Consider the following 26,052-nt stretch of genomic DNA (forward strand, 5'->3'; position numbering starts at 1 on the left):
CAGCGTCAATGTTGTGTAGAAAGTTGGTCAGCCGAGGTCACCCGGTTGAGCTTCGTCGCCGCCCAGACCACGAACGCCCACAGCAGGAGCGCGGCCGCCGTGTCGGTGTAGATCGTGGCGAACCAGAAGGCCGGGATCTGCGGCACGGCGACCAGGAAGTGGCCGAGGCTCGCGAGGCCGGACAGCGAATAGACCATCAGGAAGGCGAGCGCCCGCCAGTACCGTCCGCGCAGGTAGTCGCGGTAGCCGAGCACGCCGAAGACGGTGAAGAGGACGTACGCGACGACGACCAAGGTGGCGGCCATGCCCACCGAGACCCCTTCGACCTGCGGATAGTCCGCGGCCCGGATCACGTTGTGCGCGTAGTGCAGTGTGGTGGACAGCAGCGTGAAGGCGAGGATCAGCCGTAACGCGGTGAGTCCCCGGTCTTGAAGAGTTTCCATGTTCGCCCCCTTGCGACTTGATAGATCGCTCTAGCGAGAGCGTAGCCCATCGTGGGCGAGAGATGAAGGGACCTTTAGTCCTGCTCGCGTCGGCCGACCGTGTGGATTTCAGTGCGTTGGACGACCTGAAACCCACACAGTCACCCGAGTGAGCAGGGGACCTTTCCTACCGCGGAGCGAGACAGGAGGGTGTGTGGAAATAGAGACATTGAGCGTCCCTAATTCCACACACCCCTTACCCCGCGTAACGACCATGACCGACAGTGAGGACTTGTGGCCGTCAGACGACCCGAAACCCACACAGTCACCCGAGGGAGCAAGGGGCCTTTCCTACCGCGAGGCAAGACAAGAGGGTGTGTGGAAATAGAGACGTTGAGCGTCCCTAATTCCACACACCCCTTACCCCGCGTAACCACCATGACCGACAGTGAGGACTTATGGACGTCAGACGTCCCGAAACCCACACAGTCACCCGAGGGAGCAAGGGACCTTTGCTACCACCCGCGCCCGGCGTCGCCCCGAGCACAGGTTGCGAAAGCCACTTTCGCAACGCTGAAGGTTGCGAAAGTGGCTTTCGCAACGCGCTCCGCGACCGAGGCGCGGTGACGCATCACGAAGCACACCGCACCAAAAATGTCGGTGGGTGCGCGTAGAGAAGGAGGAGTGCCCGAAGCGACCGTGCCCCTGATCGGGGTCGAGAACCTCAAGATGCCCGAATGGGCCACGGTCGACGAGACCGTGGCCTCGGCGGGGATGGTCAAGGCCATCCGCACGCTCCCGTCCGCCGTGGCCATCGTGCTGCGGCTGGCCTGGCGGACGTCCCCGCGGCTGACCCTGCTCGCCGGCGTCGTCCACCTCCTTTCCGGCTGTGTCACGGCGTTCGGCCTGCTGGCCACGGCGAACGTGTTCATCGCGCTGCTGGAGAACGGGCCGACGCCGGAGAGGGTGCTGCAATCGCTGCCCGCGCTGCTGATCGTCGTCGGCACGTACGCCTTGCGCGCGCTGCTCGACACGGCGGTGGCCGCGGTCGAGGGCGCGCTGCGGCCGCGGGTCGTGACGTCGGCGGGCGACGAGGTCACCGCCGCGATGGTCCGCGTCCGGCTGCTGGCCTTCGAGGACGCGGATTTCCGGGAGCTGGCGCGGCAGGGTGCTCGGTACGGGGTCCGGTCGATCGAGATGAGCCTCCGCTGGCTCGCGGATCTCACGTCGGCGCTGATCTCGCTGGTCGCCGCGCTGGTGGCGGCGGGCCTGCTCAACCCGTGGCTCGCGCCGGTACTGCTGCTCGCGGCGGTGGCCGACGGCTGGGCGGCGGCGAAGGTCGCGAAGCTGAACTACCGGCACTATCTCGACACCGTCGGCCGCAACATCCGGAAGGGGATCGTCGAGGAGGTCGCCACGTGGCGCGAGTTCGCGCTCGAGCGGCACGCCCTGACGCTCCAAGAGCCGTTGCTCGCGGAGTACCGGCGGATCACCGACAGCCTGATGCGCGAAGAGGTCCGGCTCGCGCATCGCAGCAACATGGTCCGCCTCACCGGGCGCGCGGCGGCCGGGGTCGGCACCGCGATCGCGTATCTCGTACTCGGTCTCCTGCTCTACACCGGCCAGATGGAGCTCGCCCTCGCCGGGACGGCCGCGCTCGCCATGCGGACGTCGTCGAATTCGCTGTCCATCACGATGCACGCGGTGAACTCCCTGTACGAGGAGTCGTTCTACATCGCCTTCTTCCACCGGCTGCTGGTGGAATCCGGGAAACGCGGCCCGGTGAAGGGCGGGGTCGCCGCCCCGCCGGATCCGGCGGAGATCCGGCTGGAGAACGTCGGCTTCACCTATCCCGGCCAGGAGAACCCCGCGCTGCGCGAGGTTTCGCTGACCATCCGGCGCGGCGAGGTGGTCGCCCTCGTCGGGGAGAACGGCTCGGGCAAGACCACGCTGGGCAAGCTGCTCACCGGGCTCTATCCGCCCTCGGAGGGAAAGGTGTACTGGGACGACGTCGATCTCGCGGGCGCCGATCACGAGTCGGTGCACGCCAACATCGCCGTCATCGCCCAGGATCCCGCCGAATGGCCGATGACCGCGGAGCACAACGTGACCGTCGGCAGGCTCGGCCGGGAAGACCCGGAGCGCGCCGCGTGGCACGACGCGATCACCTCCTCCGGCGCCGACGAAGTGATCGATTCCTTGCCCGCCAGGGAGAAGACCGTGCTGTCCAAGAAATTCGACGACGGGCAGGACCTTTCGGGCGGGCAGTGGCAGCGGATGGGCATCGCCCGCGGGATCTACCGTGACGCCGCCGTCCTGGTCGCCGACGAGCCGACGGCCGCGCTCGACGCGAAGGCCGAGGCCCGGGTCTTCGCGGGGCTGAGGCACGCGAGCACTTCCGGGGCGGGCAGGCGCACGACGATCCTGGTGACCCATCGGCTGGCCAACATCCGCTCCGCGGACCGGATCCTCGTGCTGGACAAGGGACGGTTGATCGAGCAGGGCACGCACGCCGAGCTCATCGGGGAAGGAGGCCTCTACCACGAGCTTTACGAAATCCAGGCTCGCGCGTATCGCGGCGAATGAGCGGGTAACCGGTGGACGGGAACGACCCCGATCCACCGGAGGGAACCATGTCCGACCAGGAAGATCGCGAAGCGGCCGACGGCCCGAGCCCGGCCGACGCGTCCGAAGAGGCCGTCCAGCTCAGCAGGCCCGACGGCGGAGAACCGGGCGACACCGAGCCGGAAGAGATCGCCGAGGACGAGGGCACGCAGCGGACCGCCGGGCCGGAAAGCCAAGCCGTCCACATCGAGGACGCGTAGCCGTTTCCGCCTCGGGCGGTCACACTGTCCTGATGCCGGAGAAGATCGCCGAAGTGAACGGCGTCCAGCTGTGCCACGAGACGTTCGGCTCGCCGGATGGCAGGCCGCTGCTGATGATCATGGGTTTGGCGTCGCAGATGATCTGGTGGGACGACGAACTCTGCGAGAACCTCGCGGCCGAGGGGTTCCACGTCATCCGCTACGACAACCGGGACGCCGGCCGGTCCAGCCGGATGTCCGGCCGGGCGAACCTGCCGCTCGCGTATGCCCTGCGCACGGCGCCGTACTCCTTGGCGGACATGGCGAGGGACGCCGCGGGACTGCTGACCGCGCTCGGTGTCGAGAGCGCGCACGTCGTGGGCGCGTCGATGGGCGGGATGGTCGCGCAGACGCTGGCCATCGAGTACCCGTCGCGCGTGCGGTCGCTGACGTCGATCATGTCGACCACCGGCAACCGGTTCGTCGGGCGGCCGAGCGCCAAGGCGATGGCGATGCTGCTGACGGCGCCCCCGCGCGGCCGCGAGGAGTACGTCGATTCGCTGGTGCGCACCTTCCGCGTCATTGGCTCGCCCGGTTACCCCTTCGACGAGGCGCGGATGCGTGAACGGGCGGAGCGGTCGTTCGATCGCGGCGTCAACCCCGGCGGCACAGCGCGGCAGCTGGCGGCGATCGTTTCGAGCCGGGATCGCTTCCGCGCGTTGCGGAAACTCGAAGTACCCGCGCTGGTCGTACACGGTTCGAAGGATCCGCTCGTCCACGTGTCCGGCGGCCGGGCGACGGCCCGCGCGCTGCGGGAGTCCGAAGTGGACATCGTCCCCGGAATGGGGCACGACCTCCCGCGCGCGATCTGGCCGCGGCTGACCCGCGGCCTGGTCCGGACGGCCGACCGCGCCGACGTCAAGACCCGGCGAGCGTGATCGAGCCCAGATGCGAGAAATGCGCCGCCACCCGTGAACCCGGGCGTACGTCGACGGCGTCGGTCATCCCTCCGGTGAGCACGATCCAGCCCGGCTCCAGCGCGAGTCCGCGAGCGCCGAGGATGTTGGCCGCCAGCGCCAGGGCCTCCGCCGGATGCCCCTGCACGGCCGCGCCGGTGGCGGTGTCGACGATGGCGCCGTCGACCTCCAGCAGCGCCGCCTCCAGCGAAAGATCCACTGTGGACGGTTCGGCGCCGACCGGGCCGAGGGTGAAGTACGCCGAGAAACCGTTGTCCGCCACGACGTCCGGCAGCTTGCCCCGGTAGTCGCGGTAGCGGCTGTCGACGATCTCGATACCGCCGTGGACCCGGCTCACCGCCGCCATCGCGGTCGCCGCGGTCACGCCGGGGCCCGCGAGTCGTTCCCCCAGCACGAAAGCCAGCTCGGGTTCCGCACGCGGGTGGATCAGCGACGGCACCGGGACACCGGCGGGCAGCACCATCGCGTCGGTCAGCCACGCGAGCAACGGCGAGTCGATCCCCATGCGCCGCTGCATCGCTCGTGACGTCAGGCCCAGCTTGACGCCGACCACCGTCTCACCGCGCGCACGCCGAAGCCGCAGCGCCTCGTCCTGGATCGCATAGGCGGTATCGACGTCCAAATCGGGCCACGCGTCGGTCAGTGGTTCGCGTTCTTCCCCGGACAGCAGCGCTTCCGCCGCCTCCCGCACACCAAGGCTCACGGCCGTTCCTCCCCGGAGAACTTCGCGGTGACACTGCCGAGCCCCGCCATCGTCGCGACGACGGTGTCGCCGGGGCTCACCGGGATCGCGCGCGTCATCGAACCCGGCAGCACGACGTGGCCCGGTTCGAGGGCGACACCGAGCGGACCGACCGTGTTCGCGAGCCACACCAGCGCGTTCACCGGCGAGCCGAGCACCGCGCCGCCGGCCCCGGTCGCCGCGATCTCGCCGTTCTGGTGCAGGACGCAGCCCACCAGCCGCAGGTCGACGTCGCCGATCGCGGTCGGCCTGCTGCCGAGGACGACACCGCCCGAAGACGCGTTGTCCGCGATCGTGTCGACGATGCTGATCTTCCAGTCCTGGATGCGGGAATCGACGATCTCCAGCGCCGGGACGACGAAGTCCACGGCCCGCAGCGCGTCCGCCACCGTGACACCGGGGCCGCGCAGCCGCGAGCCGAGCACGAACGCGATCTCCGGCTCGATCCGCGGCTGCAGGAAGCCGCCGATCGGGATCGGCTGGTGTTCGAGGTGGAACATCGAGGCGGTCAGGTGGCCGTAGTCGGGCTGGTCGACGCCCATCTGCCGCTGCATGGCGGCGGACGCGAGCCCGACCTTGTGCCCGCGCACCTCGTCGCCGCGTTCGGCCCAGTGGCGGACGAGCCGCTGCTGGATGCGGTACGCGTCCTCCAGGGTCGCGCCGGGATAGGACTCGATGAGGGGCGCGATCGGTTTGCCGGTCTCGTACGCGCTGAGCAGCGCGGCCGCGGCCTCCTGCAGCGTGCTGGCGTCCATGGGCTCCTTCCGACAGCCGAACTCTGCCCCGTCACCGATGCCCGCACAAGACGCCCGTTCCACTGGCCGGTACGCACGGGTCAGGCCGAGTCTTGGCCGCCGCCGTGTCGCGAAAGCCACTTTCGCGACGTCTGATGTCCCGAAAGTGGCTTTCGCGACACGCCGACGATCGGTGACCGCGCCTCAGGGGCCCCGCGATCGGCGGCCTCGTCTCGGGAACGACTGATTAGGCCGAAAGGGTCTCGCGGGACCTCGGTCATCACCTAGCCTGCTCCCATGTCCGATTGGGCGCTCTCACGGGCGAAGGCCAGGATCGACCGCCGCGAAGAGCTCGACGAGCTCACCGCGCGCATCCGCTACGAGGTGCGGGTGCACCTCAACGAGCCCACCGCGCACAACGCCTACGACGAGCTGACCGACATCTTCGCCATCGGGCACGCGGAGTGTTCGGCGCTGCTGAAGCACCGCCGCGTCCTGCCGCTGTGGGAGCGGCTGCTGCTCCAGCGCTACACCCGCCGTCTCTACGGCAAGGCGGTGTCGACGACCGTCGGTGACCTCCCTGCCGACGCGGGGCCCGCGCCCGCGGCCGCGTTCGGCCCGGAGATCGCTTCCCTGACACCGGATTCCGGTGACACCGGCGCGAAATTCGACCTGCAGGGCCGCGGCCTGGTCAACGTCTTCCGCATCGCCGCCGGGCGGCATGGCGAGATCTGGCCCGATCGGCACGACGTCGCGACGACGTCCGCGCGCAGCGTCCTCACCTGTTCCGCGGTCTTCCTGCGGCGCCGCGCCTGGCACGTCGTCTGGCCGGTGTACCGGGTGCGCGGCCTGCGGCTCTGGAAGCTCTAGGAATGCGCGGCCGTCCGCCATCGTTGAACCCGGCATGACCGATCGCGCCACCGAAATCCTCGCCGGATCGAAGACGATCGCCGTCGTGGGGCTGAGCCGCGATCCGGCGAAGGCCTCGCACGGGGTCGCCGCCGTGCTGCAGGCACACGGGTTCCGGATCATCCCCGTCCATCCCTCGGCCGACGAGCTGCTGGGCGAGAAGGTCTACCGCTCACTCACCGAAATCCCCGAGCCGGTCGACCTGGTCGACGTCTTCCGGCCGTCCGAGACCACCCCGCCGATCGCCGAACAGGCGGTCGCGATCGGCGCGAAAGCGCTCTGGCTCCAGCAGGGCATCGTCTCGGCCGAGTCCCGCCGGATCGCCGAAGAAGGCGGGCTGGCCTACGTCGAAGACCGCTGCACCGCCGTCGTCCGAGCGGTCGCGAATCTGTCCGTACGTTAGAAACGCACTTCGCGCCGAACCCCCGCCACGATTTTCCGGCGGGGGTTCGTTCATATCCGTGAACAAAGAATTGACCTTTGAAGTCATACCCCGATTCGGATCCACCGAACGGATTGGTCCAAACCGGTGATCTTGACCAGAAGCCTCCGAACTGGGAAAACTTGTCCGGTCGTCAGTTTGTTAAGAAACCTTCCCAAGGGTCGGGCGAGCTGTTAACGTCCGAATCCGCTTAGCGGAAACCGGTGCCGGTCATCGGCACCCCGGTCCAACGGAGGGGCGAAGTGGGCACACCACGGGGCCTGGATTCCAGTGGCACACTCGAGCGCGGGCTCGCGGTTCTCGAGCACGTCGGTCAGAACCAGGAGATTTCCACCAACGCGATCGCCCGGCAACTAGGTCTCTCCCGGAGCGCCGCGTACCGCATCGTCGGCACCCTCAAGAACCTCGAATACCTCGAAGCCGATCGCGCCACCGGCCGTGTGCGGCTCGGTACCCGGCTGGTCGAACTCGGCGCCCGCGCGATGGCGGCGACCGACCTCCACCGCTGCGCGCCGCGCTATCTCGCGTCGCTCGCCGAACGCAGCGGCGAAACGACATATCTCGCAGTGCCGGACAACGACACGATGGTCTACGTCGCCACCGAACGCAGCGCCAACGCCGTCACCCTGGCCTGCCGCCTCGGCACCCGCCGCCCGCAGCACGCGACGTCGCTGGGCAAGGCGTGGCTGGCGGCATTGCCCGAACAGGACCGCGTCGAACGCATCCGCCGGATGAAACTCGACAGTCTCACGCTCAAGACGATCAACGATCCCACCCGGCTCCTCGACGACCTGGCCAGGACCAGCCGCCGTGGCTGGGCCGTGGACGACGTCGAGAACGAGCCGGACGTTGGCTGTGTGGCCGCCGCCGTCCGCGACCACACCGGACGGCCGATCGCCGCGATCAGCATCGCGGGCCCCGCCGGCCGGGTGCTCCGCCGCACCGACGAACTGGGCGCGACGGTGGCGGGCACCGCGGCCGCGCTGTCGCTCCGGCTGGGTTACGTCCGCGCGCAAAGGGGCTGAGGTGGGCTGGGTCCAGGACTACCAGCCGGCGGGCGGGCTCTGGCTGTCCGCCGCGCTGGCGGCGCTGCCGATCATCGTGCTGCTGGTGACGCTGGGGGTCCTGCGCCGGTCGGCGCATCTCTCGGCGGCGCTGGCGCTGATCACCGCGCTGCTGGTCGCGGTACTGCTGTACCGCATGCCGTCCGGGCTCGCCCTCGATTCCGCGGCCATGGGTCTCGTGTTCGGGGTGTGGTCGGTGGCCTGGATCGCGTTCCACGCCGTGTACTTCCACAACGTCACCGTCGCGACGGGACGCTTCGACGACATCAAGGCGGTCCTCGCCGGATTCAGCGAGGACCGCCGCCTCCAGGCGCTGCTGATCGCGTTCGGCTTCGGCGCGCTCTTGGAAGGGATCGCGGGCGGCGGCTCGCCGATCGCGATCACCGCGGCGATGATGGCCGCGCTCGGTTTCCCGCCGGTGAAGGCGGTCGTGCTCGCGTTGCTGGCGAACACCGCGCCGGTCGCGTTCGGCGGCCTCGGCAATCCGCTGATCGTGCTGGGCAGGCTGACCGCGCCGATCCTCGGGATGCAACAGGAACAGGCGACGGAACTGTTCTCGTCGATGGTCGGCCGTCAGCTTCCGTTGCTGGCGCTGATCGTTCCCGGTTTCCTGATCGTGGTCCTCGCGGGCTGGAAACGGATGATCGAGGTCTGGCCCGCCGTGCTGACGGCCGGGCTGTCGTTCGCGGTCATGCAGTTCGTCACCTCGAACTTCATCAGCCCGAGCCTCGTCGACGTCGTCGCCGCGCTCGCCGCGATGGCGTCACTGTGGATCTTGACGCGGTTCTGGCAGCCGTCGACGGTCTGGCGTTTCGACGGCGAAGAACCGGTGCGGGCCGGGGCGAGCCTCGGCGCGGCGAAGGCCGGGCGCGGCGCGCTGTACGCCTGGGCGCCGTACATCGTCCTGATCGCGGCGATCTTCCTTTCGCGCATCGGCACGATCTTCAAGGACCTGCCCGAATGGCTGGACCTGACGAAGCTGCTGCACAAGGCCGATTGGGTGTTCGCGTGGCCGGGACTGCACAAGGAGGTCGTCCAGCACGCGCCGATCACGCCGAAGGACACCCCGTACGCGGCGACGCTGACCGTCGATTTCCTTTACTCGCCGGGAACCGTGGCCCTGATCGCGGCGATCGGGGCAGGATTCCTGATGGGCGCGAAGCCGCGGCTGCTGCTGGCGACCTATCGCCGGACCCTGCACCAGATGCGCTGGGCGCTGGCGACGATCTTCATGATCCTCGCGATCGCGTTCGTCATGAACTACTCGGGTGCGACACAGACCCTCGGCCTCGCGCTGGCGACCACCGGCGTGCTGTTCCCGTTGTTCTCCGCCTACATCGGCTGGCTGGGCGTCTTCCTCACCGGATCGGACGCGTCGACGAACAGCCTCTTCGGGCCGATGCAGGTGATTTCGGCTCAGCAGCTGCACGTCGACCCGATCCTCGCCGGCGCGACCAACACCTCCGGCGGTGTGATGGGCAAGATGATCTCGCCGCAGAACCTGTCCATCGGCGCCACCGCGATCGGGCGCTCCGGGCAGGAGGGCGCGCTGCTGCGGCAGACCTTCCTGTGGTCGGTCGCCCTGACCGCCGTGGTCGGGGTGATCTCGCTGCTTCAGGCGACGGTGCTGGACTTCATGATCCCTGGTCGTTGAGCCGGATCAGGCCCGCTTCGTCGGCCGGAAACCGCAGGCGACGAAGTAGAACGGACCGAGTTCCGGCACGTAGTCGACGTGCGGCCATTCGCAGCCCGCCGTGCCGATGCCCCGGTGCTGATGGGTCCCGCGGGTCTTCGTGTCGAGCAGGAAGGCGTGCGCGGCGCCGTCGTGGGCTGCGACCCAGCCGAGGCTGTGCCGCCGGATGCCGTTCCAAAAACCGGACCGGGCCGCCGGCATCCACGAAACGATCATTCCGTGCCAACCGCTCCGAAGATCTCCGAGAATGTCCACAATGGTCACCCGTTCTTAACCCGCGACTGCTCTGGATGGATGAACGCATGGTTCGTTCACCGGAATGAGAACTACCGTTGTCCTCATGCCCATGACGCTGATCAAAGGTACGTTCCAGCTCGTCGGAGCCTCACCGGACGGCGATTCGGTACGGTTCTATCCCGAGGATCCACAGGCGACCAAGAAAGCGGGCCTGAAGGTCCGGCTCAATTCGCGGGGCGGGATGCAGCTGCGGCTCGACGCGATCGACGCGCTCGAAACGCATTACCAGGCCAGGGGAACCGGCGGGATGTGGCATCAGCCCGCGGAGTTCGCGGACGCCGCCGCGGCGAACCTGCTGAAGGCGCTCGGTTTCAAGACCGTCGAACGCGACGAACGGGGAACGGTCACTTCCTCGACGCCGATCAAGGTAGCCGGTCACATACTGACGCGATTCGCCGACAAATACGGACGGGCGGTCGCGTTCGCCTTTCCCGGGCAACGGCCGGGACGGTCGGCGGACCTTTCCAAGGTCCATCTCGACGTCAAAACGCTGAAGAACTCCGCGAACTACCGGCAGGTCGCGGACGGGCTCGTCTACCCGACTTTCTATTCGCTGCTTTACCCCGACCTGCGTGACGCCTTGGCCGAGGCGGCGGTCAAGGCGCGCGAGAACGGGCTCGGGCTGTGGCCCCGTGACGTCACGAACTCCGGGTTCAAGCTCTCGTCGCGGCGGCAACTGGCCGACGAACTGGTGATCCTGCCGAAACTGTTCCGCAGGCTCGTCGACTACCTCGCGCTCGACGAAAGCGGCGGGGTCTCGCTGAGCGGCTTCTCCGACTTCCTCGATTCCCGCAACGACCGGCTGTTCACCGTCCCGGACGGGCACGCGACGGAATTCGAGACCTTGGTGAGCGTGAAGCGGCAGACCGTGAACCTGACGATCGAGCCGGAGCGGATCGTCTTCATCGAGGCCTGAGCCGCCCGTGTCGGCAAAAAGACCGTACCTCCCTCCCCCTCCGGCGTGCTCATCTGAAAGGTGGGAGAGGGAGCCGATGGAAGGACACGGTTCGCGACGGCCGGAGGAGGCCGGCGGGCGGATGGAGACAGCCTCGAAACTCGTCGACACCGTCCGCGTCCTGGTCGTGCGCTACTGCCGGGCGCGGATCGGCCGCCGTTCGGGCACCTACGAAATCGCCGACGCCGTCGCCGGGGACAGCTGCCGCGAGATCATCGCCGGGGCGGCCGGCGCTCCCGCGCTCCTCACGTTCGCCTACGACGTCATGCGCGGCCTGGTGGACGACTTCCACCGGACCGCCGCCGAACTGCCGAACCCGCTTTCGGGACTGCCGGGCCAGCAGCGCGAGATCATGGTGCTGCGGTCGCTCGTCGGGCTCTCCGCCGCCGACACCGCGCTGGCGCTCGGCTGCTCCGTCCAGGCCGTCCGGCTGGGGCAGCACCGGGCGCTGAGCGCCCTGCGTCCCGCCCCCGCCTGACTAGGCCGTGTCCTGCAAGTCATGTTCGATGGGCTTCGTGATCCAGGTGGTTCCTGACGGTGCGGGCGGGTCGGCCTCGTACCGGGTCGTACTCGGCCGAGCCCGCCCGTGCCGTCTGGGAGCGCCTGGGCGCGGAGACCGCGAACATGACTTGCAGGACACGGCCTAAACGCGGGGGGTGCACTCCGCGGCCCGGTTCAGCAGCAGGGTGCGCTCCCGGTCGTTCCCGGTCATCTCGGCCGCGCGCTCGAACTCGGCGCGGGCCTCGTCGAGGCGGCCGAGCTTCGACAGGAAGTCGCCGCGCACACTCGGCAGCAGGTGGTACGACTTCAGCGCGGGCTCCGACAGCAGCTTGTCGACGACTTCGAGCCCCGCCTCCGGCCCGACGGCCATCGACAGCGCCACGGCCCGGTTCAGTTCGATCACCGGCGACGGGTTCAGCTTCCCGAGCCCTTCGTACAGCACGGCGATACGCGCCCAGTCGGTCTCGTCGCCCGTCCGCGCCCGCGCGTGACAGGCGGCGATGGCGGCCTGCGCCGCGTAGACGCCGAAAGCGCCGTCCGCCAGCGACTCGGCGAGCTCCAGCGCGGCTAGACCACGGCCGATCAGGAGCCGGTTCCACTTCGTCCGGTCCTGATCCATCAGCAGCACGGGTTCGCCGTTCGGCCCGACGCGCGCGGCGGACCGCGACGCCTGGATCTCCATCAGCGCGACGAGGCCGTGCACCTCGGGTTCCTTCGGCATCAGCCCGGCCAGGATCCGGCCGAGCCGCAGTGCCTCTTCGCACAACGCCGGGCGCATCCAGTCCTCGCCCGCCGTCGCCGAATAACCCTCGTTGAAGATCAGGTAGATGACCTCGAGCACCGAGGACAGGCGCGCGACCCTGTCCTGGCCTTCGGGTACCTCGAACGGCACCTTGGCGTCGCCGAGGGTCTTCTTCGCCCGGACGATCCGCTGAGCGATGGCGGTCTCCTTGGCGAGGAACGCCCGCGCGATCTCGTGCGTCTGGAGTCCGCCGATCATCTTCAGCGTCAGCGCCACCCTGGCCTCGGTCGACAGCACGGGGTGGCAGGCGGTGAACACGAGCCGCAGCAGATCGTCCTCGATATGGTCGTCGAGCCCCGCGGTGAAGTCGGGGTCCTCCTCGAACTCCAGCTCGCGGCCGATCTCGCCGAGCTTCTTCTCGTACCGCTCGTTGCGCCGGAAGGTGTCGACGGCGCGACGTTTCGCCGTGGTCATGAGCCAGGCGCCCGGATTCCTCGGGACGCCCGACTCAGGCCACTGTTCGAGCGCGGCGACCAGCGCGTCCTGCGCCAGTTCCTCCGCGAGTCCGACGTCGCGCGTCATCCGCGCGAGGCCGGCGATGAGGCGGGCCGATTCGATCCGCCACACCGCGTCGATCGCCGAACGGGGGTCTGCTGTTGCCGTCACGCCGACCAATCAACATCGTCGGCGCGACGACCGCAACCCTGGCGGTGTCCGGGCCGGGTGGGTCGTGAGTGGCGTTTCGGGTTCTAACCCGAAACGCCACTCACGACCCCCTGGACCGCGAACGGACTCACCGGACAGCGCCTAGTTCCCCTCGGCCTGCTCCCGCAGCTTGCGCTCGTGCTCGACGATCTCCGGGGTCGCGTTGTCGAAATCCTCCAGCTCGGCGATCCGGCGGATCTCGATCTCGCCCTCGCGGAACGGCGCGCGCTTCATCCATTCGACGACCTCCGCCCGGTCCTTCACCTGCAGGATCCAGAAACCCGCGATGAGTTCCTTGCTCTCCGCGAACGGCCCGTCGACGACCCTGGCCTCCGAGGTGCCGGAGTACTGGATGCGAAATCCCTCGGCGCTGGGCAGCAGGCCTTCACCCGCGAGCATGACGCCGGCCTTCACCAGTTCCTCGTTGAACTTCCCCATCTCCTGCAGCTCTTCGGCGCTCGGCTGCGCACCGGCCACGTCGGTCTTCTCGTCGCTCTTGACAATCACCATGAACCGCATCTGAGTCTCCGTTCCCGGCGGGGCTCGTCCCTGCCACATCTACGCGTCGATCGGGCACCCCAGGTTTCGACACGGTCCCCGAACTTTTTTCCGCGGTCATTCGAGCAGCCGGAAAACCGCAGGTCAAGCGCTCATGCGAGAATGTCCCCCCGTGGCGTCCCTCCCCGAAACCCTCCGCTCCGCCCTCGACGAAGAGCTGGGCAAGTACCCGCAGAACCGGCTGACGCGGTCCGTCGAGCGGCTCAGCACGCGCTACCGCGAGAACAACCCCGCGAGCGCGCCCATCCTCTCTTCCGACGTCGACATCGCGGCGTACGCGGGCTACCGGATGCCGGCCACGTACGCGGCCGTACACGCCGTTCTCGCCGAAGCCGCCATCCGCGCTCCTGGGTTCGCTCCGCGGACGCAGATGGACGTCGGCGGAGGGACGGGTGCCGCGATCTGGGCGGCGGCTGACGTGTGGCCTTCGCTGGAGGAGAGCACCGTCGTCGAGCAGGTCCCGGGCGCGATCGCGCTGGGGCGGCGGCTCGCGGGGAACGCCGGGGACAAGGCCGTCCGGGGCTCGACCTGGCGGCGTGGCCTGATCGACCCGGCCGCGCCCGCGCCGGAGGCCGACCTGGTGACCCTCTCCTATGTACTCGGCGAGCTGCCCGAAGCCCGCCGGGCCGACACCGTCCGCTGGCTGTCGGCGAAGGCCGGGATGCTCGTCCTGATCGAGCCCGGCACCCCCGCCGGCTACGAACGGATCGTCGAAGCGCGCGATCAGCTCGTCGAACTCGGGCTCTCCCTGGTCGCGCCCTGTCCGCACGAGGGCGCGTGCCCGATCCCGCGTGGCAAGGACTGGTGCCATTTCGCCGCGCGGCTCCCGCGCACCGGCCTGCACCGCCAGCTCAAGTCCGGAACGCTCGGCTTCGAGGACGAGAAGTTCTCCTACGTCGTCGCGTCGCGCACGGCGCCGGAACGCGCCGAAGCCCGCATCCTGCGGCATCCGGCCAAACGCAAGGGCATGGTCGGCCTCTCCCTCTGTGCCGGGGCCGGGCTCACCGAAACGATCGTCACCAAACGGCACGGCGCGGCCTACCGAGCGGCCCGCGACGCCGAATGGGGCGACGCCTGGCCCGATCAGTCCACAGTGGACTGACGATTCCGCCGCACCTGATTGCCGACGGCGGCGAGCAACGCGCCCAGCGCCGGATTGTCGTTGCTCCGCCGCCACATCAGTTCGAGTTCGACCGGGCGGTTCTCGACCCCGTCCACCGGGCGGAGCACCACCCCCTCGAAGCGCAGCGTGGCGGCCGCGGCCGGCACCAGCGCGACCCCGAGTTCCGCCTTCACCAGCGCGAGCACCGTATGCACCTGACAGGGGTACTGCGTGTACTCCGGTACCACCCGGGCGGCGCGGAACACCGCCACGAGCAGGTCGTGGAAATAGCGGCCCTCCGACGGCGAATACATGATGAACGGCTCGCCGTCGAAGTCACGGACATCGGGATTCTTCTTGCGCCGCGCCAACGGGTGCGCCGACGGCAGCGCCGCCAGCAGCGGCTCCCGCCACAGCGGCAGGGTCACGACGTCGGCCCCCGTGACCGGCGGCCGGATCATGCCGAGGTCGATCCCGCCCGCCAGCAGCTCCTCCACCTGCGCCGCCGTCACCATCTCCCGGAGCACGAGATCGACACCGGGCACCTCGGCGTTCGCCACGGCGATGACGCGTTCGAGATAGGAATACGCCGCCGTGGCGGTGAAACCGAGCGTGACGACCCCGGCCTCGCCCTTCTTCGCCCGCCGGGCGTACAGCGTCGCCTCCTGCGCCGAACGAAGGATCTTCCTTGCCTCGGCGAGAAAAACCCGTCCCGCTGGAGTCAGCCGGACGGCGCGATGCCTCCGGTCGAAAAGCTCGACCCCCAGTTCCCGCTCCAGCAACTGGATCCGCCTGCTCAACGGCGGCTGGGTCATCGAGAGCCGCTCCGCCGCCCGGCCGTAGTGCAGTTCCTCGGCCACCGCGACGAAACTCACCAGCTGCTCCAGGGAAAACACCCAGCCAGTCTAGGTATCGCCGAGGGGCGGACAAGCGCCGAATCGGTATCGTTCAATGCGGGATTTCCACTGTGCGGTCGACGATCCCGGCCGCCACGGAAAGGATCTTGCGATTGTTGCTCCGCGCGTAGGCGCGCAATACGCCGAACGCGTCGTCCACCGAAACCCGAAGGCGTTCGGCGAGAACGCCCTTCGCCTGCTCGATGATCACCCTGCTGTTCAACGCCGTCTGCAGCTGCGCGGTGACGATCTCCTGCCGCTGCAACATCCGGTGGTGCAGGATGCCGATCGTGGCGACGTCCGCGAGCGCCTGCCCCAAGCACAATCCGGCGGCGTCGAGCGACGCCGGGCTCGCGCCGAACAGGCTCAGTGCACCGATCACTTCCTCACGAAGCCGCATCGGCACGGCGTATACGGAACGGAATCCGGCCTTTTCGGCTTCTTTGGAGAACTTCGGCCAGCTTTCGCCCGTCTTCGCCAGATCCGGGCAGTCCACCGGCTCGGCGTGCCGGTGGCAGTCCAGGCTCGGCCCCTCGGAGTTCCGGAGCTGGAACAGTTCGAGCAGGCGGGTCTTTTCATCTGACGCGGCGACCATGGTGAGCGTGCCGCGCGCGTCGGCGAGCACCAGCCCGGCCGCACCGACCCCGAGCAGCTCGACACATCTGCAGGCGAACAGATCGAGGAACTCGACGAGGTCGAAGTCCTCGACGAGGGTGTCCGCCAGCTGGACGAAGGTCTCGCGCAAGCCGGCCGTCAGGTCGGTCATCGTCTCCGCTGTCTCCTCGCGTTCAGATCGTCATGGTCCGGACCGGAACGTGACCCGGCGAAGCACCACGTCCGTGGCCACCTCGTCGAGCTTCCGGTCGTTGGCGTAGGCGAAGGCGCGCAAGCGCGCGAACGCGTCCGCCAGCCCGATGCCGAGCTGGACCGACACCATGCCCGCGGCCTGATGCACCCGGTCGCGATGGCCGGTGAATCCGCGGTCGATCAATCCGGCCAGCCCCGGCCCGCCGGCGTCGGCCTCGGCGATGGCGAGGGTGATCACCGCTTCGGCGCAGACGAGCGCCTGCGCCCGCCGTTCCCTCGACGGGGCACCGGCGAATTCGCGATAACAGTCGACGACGCCCACTTTGACCGCACCGGCCCGGATCGGCACCGCGATGATCGATTTCACGCTCCGGTCGACCGCCTCCGGCGCGAATATCGGCCATCGGAGTGACGCCTCCGAACTCGTCACATCGGTTACGACGACGAGCATACCGCCGCGCACCACTTCCACCGCCGGACCTTCACCCAAGGTGGACTGCAGATCCTCCAATTCGCGACTGCGTTCATCGGTGGCGAATACCGGCTCGGTGAGACCTCCGGCGGCGGTGAGCGTGAGCCCGACTCCCACCGCGTCGAGAACCTGTCCGCAAATGACGCAGGCGTGCTCGATCGAGACCGGTGAATCGGTTTCCGAAGCGAGAAAACACATCTTCGCCCAGATCGAAGCGGCGCGATCATGCTGTCGAATCCCCATGGCGTGCCTCCCGGCGTTGCCCCGAATCGAACGGGCTCGCCGGGAGCAGGGGCGAAACAGGTACGGCTTGTCCGCACTACGTCCATCCTCCCACGTTTTCCGTGGCGAATCGCCCGGCACCAATGGTCCGTTCGGCCGGTTCCGGCTCACCGGTCCGCGCATAGGGTGGAACCCGAGACCGCTCGTCCCGGCCCCCGGCGGCGGCACTCGACGGCGAGCTCTGGAGGGGCCATGTGCGTTCGCATTCTCGAAACCCGTGCCAAACGGGAGAATCCTTTTGTCCGGCTGCTGATCCGCATTCAGCTCAAGGCGTCCTGGCGCTGAGCGCAGGCGCGCAGCCTGCTGATCGCGCGGTGTTTGGTCACCCGCACGCGTGACGACGTCGTCCCGAGCGCCGCCGCGGTCTCGTTCGACGTCAGTTCGCCGATCACCCGCATGCCCAGCACCTCGCGGTGGGAGGTCGGCAGCGTCCGCATCAGCCTGCCGAGCCGGAGACCGAGATCGGTCCGCAGGGCTCGCTGCTCGGGTTCCTCCGCGGCCCCGGCCGGCCGTTCGGGGAGCTCGCCGGTCAGCACCTGCTTGCTCCGCGCGGCCTTCCGGAAGACGTCGGCGACCTTGTTCGCCGCGATGGCGCGCAGGAGGAACAGGAAGGAGCCGCCGCGGCGGCCGTAGCCGGGGACCGCGACGAAGACCGCGAGGCAGATCTCCTGCGCCACGTCGGCCGGTTCGAGATAGGTCAGCTCATGACCGCCGAGGCGGGTCCTGGCGTACTGCCGCGCCCAGCTCGCGACGGCGGCCATCAGCTCGTCCATCCCGTCTGGCTCGCCGTCCACCGCGGCCTTGGCGAGGCCGTCCCAGCAGGCGGGGGAAATCCACGTCTCACCGCCGCCGGTTCTTCGCATCGGAAACTCGTCACGCATGTCCCGCTCCCCACGGATGAGAAAACCCGGCCGCCGGGGTCCAGGACGGAACCCGGCCAACGGTAGTCGAGGAATCCGGCCACCTCAATCGCCGAAAGGCCCGCGACGAATTGTCCGACCCGGCGGAAAACCGGACAGATTCCCACCAGTGGTCTGGACATCTCCGCGCCCGGCGACGTAACTTCCCGTGCTGAGACCCCTCGCCAAGGTCACGCCCAGGCCGGGAACGCGCCCCCGGCCGACATCCGCAAGCACCGCCGCGGCGCGTCCACGCTCCGCGGCGGGATTCCGCCGAGGAGTGAACTGTGCGCATCCGCAAGAAGATCCGGCGCGTCTTGACCGCGTTGGCGGTCGCCCTCCCCCTGGTCACCGGAGTTTCGGCGCTTTCGGCACCCACCGCGGTCGCCGCGGGCCCCGATCCGCTGCCACTGACCGTCACCAACAACTCGAACCGCTCGGACGCGGTCCACCTCTACGTGCTCGGCACGAACCTCAACACCGGCAAACTCGGCTACGTCAACGCCGACGGCGCCTTCACCCCGTGGCCGCCGGGGGCGAACCCGCCGAGCCCCGCGCCGGACGTCTCGATCGCCGGCCCCGGCAACGGCGGCTCGACCACGCTGCGGATCCCGCGGATGCTCTCGGGCCGCGTCTACATGTCGTTCGGGCAGAAGATCAAGTTCTTCCTGACCCCGGACGGGCTGGTGCAGCCCGCGCCGTGGGCCGACGGCGACCCGAACCGCGACATCCTGTTCGACTGGAGCGAATTCACCTACGACAACGGCGGGCTGTTCATCAACAGCTCGCAGGTCGACATGTTCAGCGTGCCGCACGCCGTCGGGCTCACCAACGGGGCGGGGACGAACAAGGAGGCCGGACGGCTCAAGGCGGGTGGCCGCGAAGCCATCTTCAACGCCGTCCAAGGACAGTCGGGTTTCTCGAACCTGGTGTACAACCGGTTGCGGGTGCTCGCTCCCGGCAAGGGGCTCGACACCGGCAAGTTCAGCGGGACCTACCTCGACGGCTACGTCACGAGCGCCTGGAACGCCTACAAGTCGACACCGCTGACCGTGGTCCCGTTCGAGGCCGAACCCGGCAAGAAGTTCACCGGCCGGACCGGCGGGGACGACGTCCTGCGCTTCACCGACACCTCGGGCGCCACGGTGGCGTCGTTCAGCAAGCCGAGCACCCGTGACGTCTTCAACTGCGACGGACGGCTGCACGCGCCGAACGACCAGGTCGTCGGCCCGATCGCGCGGACATTGTGCGCGGCGCTGCACCGCTCGACCCTCGGCACCCTGCACACGCAGCCGACCTACGACGCGGGCCAGTTCTACAAGCAGGCCGTGACCGACCACTACTCGCGGATCGTGCACGAGCAGATGGTCGACGGGAAGGCGTACGGGTTCGCTTTCGACGACGTCGGGCACTTCGAGTCGCTGGTGCACGACGGGGATCCGCGGACCGCGCGGATCATTCTGACGGCTTTCTAGGCGCTGGGGTGAAGGGGGCTTTTCCCGCTGCGGGGAAGGGCCCCTTCACCGCGGGGGGCTGGGTCCGCTTCCGCCGTTGCTGTCGCGAAAGCCACTTTCGGGACACCTGACGTCGCGAAAGTGGCTTTCGCGACACGTCCGGGGTGGCAGCGTGGCAGCCCACACGCCGGGCCCCATGTTGCGAAAGTGGCTTTCACAACCCTCAACGTTGCGAAAGTGGCTTTCGCAACACGCCCGCCGCCAGCGGCCCGCGACACGCCCCACCACCAGCGACCACTCAGCGCACCCCGCTCCCGATCCGCCAGGCCGACATCCCGATCCCGCTCGGCACGAGCGAGAACGACGGCGGCTCCGTGGCGCGGACACGTTCCAGCTCCACCGGCGTGTACCGCACGCATTTCCGGTGCCATTCCAGGATTCCGGCCATCCAGTCCTTGAGGTGGTCCGCGTAGCCGGTCAGCGCCGCGCGGACGTCGTCGCCGAGCCCGAGGTCGTCGCACATCCGCGGCATGCCCTCGCCGACGAGCTGCTCGAACTGCTCCAGCCGCGCGTTCATCAGCCGGGCGGCGATGTCGCGGGCCTCGATCCGGTCCACCTCCAGGAACCGTTCGACGACGTACACGAGGTTGTGCACCTCGCCCTCGTACTCGATCTCCTTCTGGTACGAGAACAGGTCGTTGGCGAACGCCGCGTAGTCCTGCGCGGCGGTGTCGAGTTCGGACAGCACCCGGTTCTGGAAGAGTTCCGGCGGCAGGACGTCGCCGAGTTCGAGGAGCGCGAGGCTCTTCGTCAGGTCGGATCCGAACGTCCGCCGCCGCATCTCCACGTAGTCGACCGGGTCGGGGACCCGGTTCTGCGCCTGGTTCCCCATCTCCCACACCCAGCTCGCGGTCATGCTCTCGACCGCCCGCCGGAACCCCGCCCGCCCACGCGGGGTCAGCGGCCCGGCGGTGCGATCCCACAGGTCCGCGAGGCCTCGCTCGATCGGGTTCGACGGTTTCGGCACCGGCTCGCCGTCGAGGGGCATGAACAAGGAAAGCCGGTCACTGCACAGTTTCGCGGCGATCGCGTCCCGTTTCGCGCCGAAGACCAGCGGGAAGTAGTCGTCACCGTAGGTACCCCAGGTGAGCCAGTCGGTCGACAGCTTCAGCCGTTCGAAGTCCGCGTCCGCGTCGATCATCGCGGCGCAGTGCGCCAGGTCGATGCCGAGATACCGGCGCTCGTCCCACACCACGTCGTCGAACATCCCCATCTCGCGCGCCCAGCCCGGCCCGTACTCGCGGGCGGCGGCGAGGTGAGGGCTGATGCGCACGGGGTACGGCATACGGAATTCCGGCAGGGGCAGCTGCCCGACCTTCGCGAACGGCGGCGGCGCCTGCTGCCGCACCCGCTGAACGAGGCCAAGCCCATTGCCACCGGAGGCCGCCCCTTCGTTCATGTACCGGCTCGACCGCACGTGCCATTCGTGCCCGCCCGACTGCCAGTCCTGCAGGCCCTTGACGTAAAGGCCGACCGCGATTTGCTCGGACAGCGAGACGTCGCGTTCGGCCAGCAGCGCGGGGACCTCGACGAGCGCGGTGTTCTCGAACTGCTGCAGGCGCGAGGTCAGCAGGTCGTTGGTGAGATCGGCCGCCTCATGCGTCGGAAGATCGAGGAACTTCTCGAAGACCAGAACCGCGTTGGAGTTCTCTCCCTCTTCACGTACTTCGCGTTGGTAGGAAAAGAGATCGTTGCGAAGGTGGACGGCGTCGGCGAACGTGTCGCGCAGGACCTCCATCGGCCTGGTCGCCGCGATCCCGTCCGGCACTTCGGCGGCGACGGCGTACTCGATGAGGTTCGCCGACCACGGCGCCCCGCCGACCCGGCGCCGCATCTGGACGTATTCGATGGGGTTCGCGATCCGGCCGCGGTCGATGTTGTCCAGTTCCCAGAGCGATTCGACCATCAGGTTGTGCGTACTGGTGACGAAACGACGGCGCCACGCCTCCGACATCGAGGGAATGGTGCGCGCCCAAAGGTCTTCGAGTCCGGCTTCGGCGGGATTCCCCGGCTCCGGCGACGTTTCCCCCGGCCCGGTCATGAACAGTTCCAGGCGGTCCAGATAAGCCTTCGCACCCTCGATATCCCGGGTGTACTTGAATTGCGCGAGGAAATCGTCGTCGAAGAAGAACACCCACACGTACCAGTCCGTGACCAGATCGAGGGACGGCCCGTCACAGTCCGGATGGGTGTGCGCGCAAAGCAGCGCGTAGTCCATTTTCGCCAGTGCCTGTTCGGTCCAGACGACGTCACCGGACGGCGACGGTGAATCGAGCATCCCCATTTCCCTGGCCCAGGCCATACTGTGCGCTCGCGCCGCTTCGAGGTGCGGATTCATCCTGGCCGGATGCGGCACGTAGAACTCGGGCAAGGTGAAAGCCTGCATCTGCGACTGCCTCCCGGGCCGGTGTCGGATCCGCTCCGACGTTTCCAGCCCGCCGCCGCGCCGGGCAACCGTCCAGCCGAGCGATTCGGTGTGCCATGGAGTGAATCAGTCCCAGAGGGACACCGGATCGACATAGGGCGCGAGCATTCCGGCCAATTCCTCGTCGCCGTTCCCGTTCAATTCGTCCTCGGCGATCCGGCGGGCGACACCGGCCAGGAAATCGGCGGCCTGCACCCGTGGATCCGTCCGTGAATCCACGAACTTCACCCCGGCCAATCCCGGTGTGGACTCGATCCGGGCGAGCCGGTCCCCTTTGAGCGACGGTTGTTCGTCGTGGACGAGAAAGACCTGCTCCCCGCCCTCGCTCCAGTACTCGACGGCGCGGAGGATCGCGGGCACCAGCGGATCGAGGATCTTGGCGTCCCGTGCCGCGGCGACCTTCGCCCTCAATTCCGCGGTGTCCCCGGCCATCGCGAAGAACGACCCCGCCGCCGGATCCCGGCGGTTCCTGGTCCGCAGCACGTCGTTGAACGCGGCGAGGAGTTCGTCGTCCGGCTGCATCTCCGGGCCGGCGAGGGCGCGGAGTTCGTTCGCCAGCAGCCGTTTCTTGTCCACGAGGTACACGTGGGCTCGCCCGTGGACCGGGCCGAGCGGCCCGAGGAACCATTCGAGGACACGCCGGTGCTTCGTGCGGAGCAGATGGTTCGCCTTGTACTCGACCGCCGGCGAACGGATCCTCCGCCGCAGTTCGACCAGGCAGGCGGCGGCCTCGTCGAGACTCAGCCGGACTCCCGCGTGCGCGAACACGCCGGTCTCCCCGCCGATCAGTTTCTCGCCCTCGGACCCGGACTCGTCGCAGGCGATCTCCAGGGGCACGCTGCGCATCGTGCCCGATCACCCCGGCGACGTCGACCGGGTTACGCGGGGTCGGGCAGCGGCTCACCGGTCTCGAGCAGCGTCTTGAGGCTCGACAGGATCGACGGCCAGCCACCCTTGACCATCTCCAGCGCGGTGCTGCCCGGGTCGAAACCGTCGTGCACCACAGTCAGTTTCACCGTGTCACCGACAGGCTCGAGATCGAAGGTGACCTTCGACCGCGATTCCGCCTGGAGCTTCGCCGACACGTCGTCGTCGAGCCCCACCGACTTGGCGAATTCCGGCGTGAAGGTGTGCCACGTGTAGGACAGCCGCCGGTACGGATCGGATTCGAGGACGACCTGTTCGGGGTCCTCCAGCTTCACACCGAGCTGCTCCCAGGCCATCGTCGACCCGGGCTTCCAGTCCGAAGTGAACTCGCAGCCCCAGTACCGCTTGGTGAAGGCCGGATCGGTGAGCGCCCGCCACAGCCGCTCCGGCGTCGTCCTGATGTAGCTGGTGTACACGAATTCGTCGGTGCTCATGGGTTCCTGCTCCAATGCCTTCTTGAGGTCGGCGAGCGCGTCGACGCGGCCCTGGTGGTAGCGGTCGATCCAGCGCTCGGCGATCGCGTTGATCGGCTCCGCGTTCACGTAGTGCAACTTCTCGCGGCCACGACGCACCGTGGTCACCAGATTCGCCGCTTCCAGCACGGCCAGATGCTTGCTGACCGACTGCCGCGCCATGTCCAGCCCCGCGCACAGCTCACGCAGGGTCTGCCCGTTGCGGGCGTTCAGGTCGTCGAGCAATCGGCGACGGCTTGGGTCCGCCAACGCCTTGAAGACCTCGTCCATGCCGCTCTCCCTGATATGCAGCCTCTTGGCTGCCTTTGCAGATTAGGCAGCCACTCAGCTGCATGTCAAGCGGTCACGTTTCCGACGGCTCACTCGTCCAGGTGGTGACACGACCATTCGAAGGAGCTCACATGCCGACCCCGTTGCGCGTCGCGATCGCCGTGCAGACCCTGGCCGTCTTCCTCACCCCGATCTCGGCCGGCATCCTGCTGACCGTGCCGAGTGGCCACACACTGCACAGCGCCACGGCCTACACGCTGTTCGTCGTCTCGACGCTGCATGTGCTCATCGCGATCCTCGTGTGGCGACCGGGCGGCGGCTCCGCCAAGCCGATCCTGCCCGCGGCCGTGTTCCTCGGCCTCACGCTGGCGCAGGTGTTCCTCGGGATCGCACACGTGACGGCGGTCCACGTCCCGCTCGGCGTCCTGCTGTTCGGCTTCAGCCTCGTGCAGCTGAGCCGGATCCGCCCCGCACGGGAAGCGGCGGTCACCGCGGCGCCTTGAGAACGGCGGTGAAGGGGAGCCGCCAAGGGGGCTCGAACCCCTGACCTTCTGTTTACAAGTTCCAGCGCTACCGTGGCGATACGTGGATCCGCTGGTCACCGGCGGCGCGAGTTACTCAAATCTGAGCTCATCAGGCACCAGTGGACATCAGTTCGTGGACCGGGGCGTGGACCACGCTACACACAGCCGGAGACCCGTCGGAGCCGAGATCTGCCTGCACTTCAAACACGGTCAAGCTGTTCGGTAGCGCGGATTTCCGATTGCCGGCCTGGGATATGCAGAGACAGAAGCGGTCTATCAGTGGCGCGGCTGCACGTACATGATGAGGGTCCCGATTTGCAGTCGGGACCCTCATCAAGGTGCGTGCCCGCAAGAGGCTCCGCGCAAGTTCAGTCAGAACGCGGCCGGCGGGGTCTTGTACCAGCCGACGATGACCTTGACCAGGTGCACGAGGTTCTGGGTTCGCATGACCGGGGCCGAAGCGTTGACCTCGAAGTCGGCGCTGGCGTCGGTCTTACGCCAGATACTGCTGTCCGAGACCGGGGCGTTCATGTGCGGGTCGAGCTTGGTGAAGAACGCGACGATGTCCTCGTCGTTGGCGTCGTGGTTCTCCAGCAGCTCGTGGTATACGCCGGCCAAGACGCGGAGCATACCGATGGAGCCCAGCAGGGAGTGGGAGCGCAGGTCGATGGGCTTGAGAGTGCCTTCGGCGACGGCGGCCAGGTCCTTGAACCCCTCGGAGAGGCAGTCGAGGTAACCGTGGACGAGCTCGACCAGGGTTTCGTCGGCCAGTTCGCGCTCGCGCTGTTTCCCGATCCTGCCCGCGACGCCTACGGCGACGCCGCGGGTGAGGTCGGCGACATGCTTGGCGCCCATGAGGTTGGGGTTCTTCGAGGTCATGCGGTCCTGTTCGAGGTCGACCTTGCCCTTAAGCAGAGCGTGGTTGACGACCCGGTCGAGGATCCGGTTGGCGACCTTGCTGCTGTCGAAGCGAGCACGCAGGGCGCTGGAGATGCCCTTGGCGTTGTCGGCGACGTCGACGAACATCTGCCGGGCAAGCACGTTGTTCGGCTCGACGTAGATGTCCACGCCGACCGACTCGTTCTCCAGCCGCTTAAGCTGCGCACTCAGCTTGTCCCGGCTCGCAGTGAGGCTCTCAACCTTGTCGGCCCTAGTCGTCTTGGTGATCTCCCGGTCGATCTTCTTGATCTGCTCTCCGAGGGTGCGGATGGCCAGGTGCACGCCGAGGATGCGGTGCTGGCCGTCGATGGTGGACAACGGCGAGAGCGCGCCGATGGCCCACGGGACGGTCAGGTATCCGAGTCTGCCTTCGCTGCCAGGTGCTTCCTTGAACGTGCAGCCGCCGTTGTCGCGCGCGAGCAGCGTGGGCGCCACCCAGGTTTCCTGCTGGCCGATGTACTCACCGAACGCTTTGGCGTGGCGGCCGTCGACCTTGCGGTTGTCCGGGTCGGGCTCGTCCGGGTTCGGCAGCGTCAGGATCAGGTCCAGGTTCGTGAGCGGGATTCGGACGCTGTATACGGTGCGGCCGCCCTGGAACGAACGCTGAGCGATATAGGTGCTCTCCCTGCGGGGGCCGGAGATCTGGTCCGTGTCGATCTGCATCTCGGGCGCAGTGTTCGTCATGTCTACTCCTTATCGTCGAGGTTAAGAACTTATGCCAACTGTTGAGATGTAGACTACACAGACAACGGGTTAAACCACAACTACTTCTTATTTGGTGAATTTAGAACCTACCGTGCTCGCCAGGTGGCGGTTCTGAGGAGGGTGCGCAGACCCTGAACCTTTCTGCTCGACCACCCCAAAAGTCCAGCTCAGCCGGCACGGGACTGTGGACATCGGCATGACGACCCGCATCGAGCTCTGTGGGCCTCCCACGAGCCCGGTCACCCCATTAGCGATGGCGACGCAGCCGCGGC

26 protein-coding genes are annotated in these 26,052 nt (G+C 68.1%); 12 read left to right on the plus strand and 14 right to left on the minus strand.

Going from position 1 to position 26,052, the window contains the following annotated elements:
• Nucleotides 1-5: 5 nt before the first annotated feature.
• Nucleotides 6-443 (minus strand): hypothetical protein, encoded by a 438-nt coding sequence (locus ACZ1DY_RS39990; RefSeq protein WP_192743874.1) that lies wholly within the window; start codon nt 441-443, stop codon nt 6-8.
• Between the two features lie 663 nt (nt 444-1,106).
• Here ACZ1DY_RS39990 and ACZ1DY_RS39995 point away from each other — a divergent pair.
• The 3 genes from ACZ1DY_RS39995 to ACZ1DY_RS40005 are packed head-to-tail and all read left to right on the plus strand — an operon-like array spanning nt 1,107 to nt 4,164.
• Complete coding sequence (locus ACZ1DY_RS39995) at nt 1,107-3,008, plus strand: ABC transporter ATP-binding protein (protein WP_257483987.1); 1,902 nt, start codon at nt 1,107-1,109, stop codon at nt 3,006-3,008.
• Nucleotides 3,009-3,055: 47 nt separating this feature from the next.
• Nucleotides 3,056-3,247: a hypothetical protein gene (locus ACZ1DY_RS40000; RefSeq protein WP_126730283.1), complete on the plus strand. Its 192-nt coding sequence runs from the start codon at nt 3,056-3,058 to the stop codon at nt 3,245-3,247.
• A 32-nt stretch (nt 3,248-3,279) separates the two neighbouring features.
• Nucleotides 3,280-4,164: an alpha/beta fold hydrolase gene (locus ACZ1DY_RS40005; RefSeq protein WP_465482727.1), complete on the plus strand. Its 885-nt coding sequence runs from the start codon at nt 3,280-3,282 to the stop codon at nt 4,162-4,164.
• Here the strand turns inward: ACZ1DY_RS40005 and ACZ1DY_RS40010 are convergent.
• Nucleotides 4,145-4,906 (minus strand): 2-keto-4-pentenoate hydratase, encoded by a 762-nt coding sequence (locus ACZ1DY_RS40010; protein ID WP_257483984.1) that lies wholly within the window; start codon nt 4,904-4,906, stop codon nt 4,145-4,147. The genes ACZ1DY_RS40005 and ACZ1DY_RS40010 overlap by 20 nt on opposite strands.
• Nucleotides 4,903-5,700 (minus strand): 2-keto-4-pentenoate hydratase, encoded by a 798-nt coding sequence (locus tag ACZ1DY_RS40015; RefSeq protein WP_465482728.1) that lies wholly within the window; start codon nt 5,698-5,700, stop codon nt 4,903-4,905. The genes ACZ1DY_RS40010 and ACZ1DY_RS40015 overlap by 4 nt, the downstream gene beginning before the upstream one ends.
• 276 nt (nt 5,701-5,976) lie before the next feature.
• Here ACZ1DY_RS40015 and ACZ1DY_RS40020 point away from each other — a divergent pair, with 276 nt between their 5' ends.
• The 4 genes from ACZ1DY_RS40020 (at nt 5,977) to ACZ1DY_RS40035 (ending at nt 9,748) form a co-directional block, all read left to right on the plus strand.
• Complete coding sequence (locus tag ACZ1DY_RS40020) at nt 5,977-6,549, plus strand: hypothetical protein (RefSeq protein WP_257483981.1); 573 nt, start codon at nt 5,977-5,979, stop codon at nt 6,547-6,549.
• 34 nt (nt 6,550-6,583) lie between these two features.
• Nucleotides 6,584-6,991 carry a CoA-binding protein gene (locus ACZ1DY_RS40025; RefSeq protein WP_465482729.1) on the plus strand — a complete coding sequence of 136 codons (408 nt, stop codon included), beginning with the start codon at nt 6,584-6,586 and terminating at the stop codon, nt 6,989-6,991.
• A 281-nt stretch (nt 6,992-7,272) separates the two neighbouring features.
• Nucleotides 7,273-8,055, plus strand: a complete 783-nt coding sequence (locus tag ACZ1DY_RS40030) for an IclR family transcriptional regulator (RefSeq protein ID WP_465482730.1) — start codon at nt 7,273-7,275, stop codon at nt 8,053-8,055.
• Between the two features lies 1 nt (nt 8,056).
• Entirely contained in the window at nt 8,057-9,748 is a 1,692-nt protein-coding gene (locus ACZ1DY_RS40035; RefSeq protein WP_465482731.1) for an L-lactate permease, read from the plus strand.
• Between the two features lie 6 nt (nt 9,749-9,754).
• Here the strand turns inward: ACZ1DY_RS40035 and ACZ1DY_RS40040 are convergent, their stop codons facing one another.
• Nucleotides 9,755-9,988 carry a hypothetical protein gene (locus ACZ1DY_RS40040; protein ID WP_465482732.1) on the minus strand — a complete coding sequence of 78 codons (234 nt, stop codon included), beginning with the start codon at nt 9,986-9,988 and terminating at the stop codon, nt 9,755-9,757.
• Between the two features lie 139 nt (nt 9,989-10,127).
• On the opposite strand from ACZ1DY_RS40040, the gene ACZ1DY_RS40045 reads away from it, so the two are divergent.
• Both ACZ1DY_RS40045 and ACZ1DY_RS40050 read left to right on the plus strand, forming a co-directional pair.
• Nucleotides 10,128-11,000, plus strand: coding sequence for a nuclease (locus ACZ1DY_RS40045; protein WP_126730273.1), 873 nt, complete (start codon nt 10,128-10,130; stop codon nt 10,998-11,000).
• Nucleotides 11,001-11,121: 121 nt separating this feature from the next.
• Nucleotides 11,122-11,517: a sigma factor-like helix-turn-helix DNA-binding protein gene (locus ACZ1DY_RS40050; RefSeq protein WP_465482733.1), complete on the plus strand. Its 396-nt coding sequence runs from the start codon at nt 11,122-11,124 to the stop codon at nt 11,515-11,517.
• A gap of 165 nt (nt 11,518-11,682) precedes the next feature.
• Here the strand turns inward: ACZ1DY_RS40050 and ACZ1DY_RS40055 are convergent, their stop codons facing one another.
• On the minus strand, nt 11,683-12,957 hold the full coding sequence (locus ACZ1DY_RS40055; protein ID WP_126730270.1) for an RNA polymerase sigma factor: 1,275 nt from the start codon (nt 12,955-12,957) through the stop codon (nt 11,683-11,685).
• Between the two features lie 132 nt (nt 12,958-13,089).
• Nucleotides 13,090-13,506, minus strand: coding sequence for a YciI family protein (locus tag ACZ1DY_RS40060; RefSeq protein WP_257483976.1), 417 nt, complete (start codon nt 13,504-13,506; stop codon nt 13,090-13,092).
• 133 nt (nt 13,507-13,639) lie between these two features.
• Here ACZ1DY_RS40060 and ACZ1DY_RS40065 point away from each other — a divergent pair, with 133 nt between their 5' ends.
• A complete protein-coding gene (locus ACZ1DY_RS40065) occupies nt 13,640-14,647 on the plus strand; it encodes a small ribosomal subunit Rsm22 family protein (RefSeq protein ID WP_126730266.1) in 1,008 nt (335 codons plus the stop codon).
• On the opposite strand, the gene ACZ1DY_RS40070 is transcribed toward ACZ1DY_RS40065, so the two are convergent.
• The 4 genes from ACZ1DY_RS40070 to ACZ1DY_RS40085 all read right to left on the minus strand — a co-directional run bounded on the left by ACZ1DY_RS40070 (nt 14,629) and on the right by ACZ1DY_RS40085 (nt 17,985).
• On the minus strand, nt 14,629-15,543 hold the full coding sequence (locus ACZ1DY_RS40070) for a LysR family transcriptional regulator (RefSeq protein WP_465482734.1): 915 nt from the start codon (nt 15,541-15,543) through the stop codon (nt 14,629-14,631). The two genes, ACZ1DY_RS40065 and ACZ1DY_RS40070, sit on opposite strands and share 19 nt — an antisense overlap.
• A gap of 52 nt (nt 15,544-15,595) precedes the next feature.
• Nucleotides 15,596-16,309, minus strand: a complete 714-nt coding sequence (locus tag ACZ1DY_RS40075) for an ANTAR domain-containing protein (RefSeq protein ID WP_465482735.1) — start codon at nt 16,307-16,309, stop codon at nt 15,596-15,598.
• Between the two features lie 30 nt (nt 16,310-16,339).
• Nucleotides 16,340-17,065 (minus strand): GAF and ANTAR domain-containing protein, encoded by a 726-nt coding sequence (locus tag ACZ1DY_RS40080; protein WP_465482736.1) that lies wholly within the window; start codon nt 17,063-17,065, stop codon nt 16,340-16,342.
• Nucleotides 17,066-17,364: 299 nt separating this feature from the next.
• Nucleotides 17,365-17,985, minus strand: coding sequence for a sigma-70 family RNA polymerase sigma factor (locus ACZ1DY_RS40085; protein ID WP_465482737.1), 621 nt, complete (start codon nt 17,983-17,985; stop codon nt 17,365-17,367).
• A gap of 305 nt (nt 17,986-18,290) precedes the next feature.
• Here ACZ1DY_RS40085 and ACZ1DY_RS40090 point away from each other — a divergent pair, with 305 nt between their 5' ends.
• On the plus strand, nt 18,291-19,478 hold the full coding sequence (locus ACZ1DY_RS40090) for a glycoside hydrolase family 64 protein (protein WP_465482738.1): 1,188 nt from the start codon (nt 18,291-18,293) through the stop codon (nt 19,476-19,478).
• A 277-nt stretch (nt 19,479-19,755) separates the two neighbouring features.
• Here ACZ1DY_RS40090 and ACZ1DY_RS40095 read toward each other — a convergent pair whose 3' ends face one another.
• The 3 genes from ACZ1DY_RS40095 to ACZ1DY_RS40105 all read right to left on the minus strand — a co-directional run bounded on the left by ACZ1DY_RS40095 (nt 19,756) and on the right by ACZ1DY_RS40105 (nt 23,612).
• Nucleotides 19,756-21,903 carry a terpene synthase family protein gene (locus ACZ1DY_RS40095; RefSeq protein ID WP_465482739.1) on the minus strand — a complete coding sequence of 716 codons (2,148 nt, stop codon included), beginning with the start codon at nt 21,901-21,903 and terminating at the stop codon, nt 19,756-19,758.
• Nucleotides 21,904-22,008: 105 nt separating this feature from the next.
• Entirely contained in the window at nt 22,009-22,788 is a 780-nt protein-coding gene (locus ACZ1DY_RS40100; RefSeq protein ID WP_465482740.1) for a DUF3800 domain-containing protein, read from the minus strand.
• Nucleotides 22,789-22,820: 32 nt separating this feature from the next.
• Nucleotides 22,821-23,612: an ArsR/SmtB family transcription factor gene (locus tag ACZ1DY_RS40105; RefSeq protein WP_126730256.1), complete on the minus strand. Its 792-nt coding sequence runs from the start codon at nt 23,610-23,612 to the stop codon at nt 22,821-22,823.
• Nucleotides 23,613-23,743: 131 nt separating this feature from the next.
• On the opposite strand from ACZ1DY_RS40105, the gene ACZ1DY_RS40110 reads away from it, so the two are divergent.
• Nucleotides 23,744-24,115: a hypothetical protein gene (locus tag ACZ1DY_RS40110; protein WP_257483966.1), complete on the plus strand. Its 372-nt coding sequence runs from the start codon at nt 23,744-23,746 to the stop codon at nt 24,113-24,115.
• Nucleotides 24,116-24,508: 393 nt separating this feature from the next.
• Here ACZ1DY_RS40110 and ACZ1DY_RS40115 read toward each other — a convergent pair whose 3' ends face one another.
• A complete protein-coding gene (locus ACZ1DY_RS40115) occupies nt 24,509-25,759 on the minus strand; it encodes a DNA sulfur modification protein DndB (RefSeq protein WP_465482741.1) in 1,251 nt (416 codons plus the stop codon).
• Nucleotides 25,760-26,052 lie beyond the last annotated feature (293 nt).

Source organism: Amycolatopsis sp. PSD-21 (assembly GCF_055561455.1).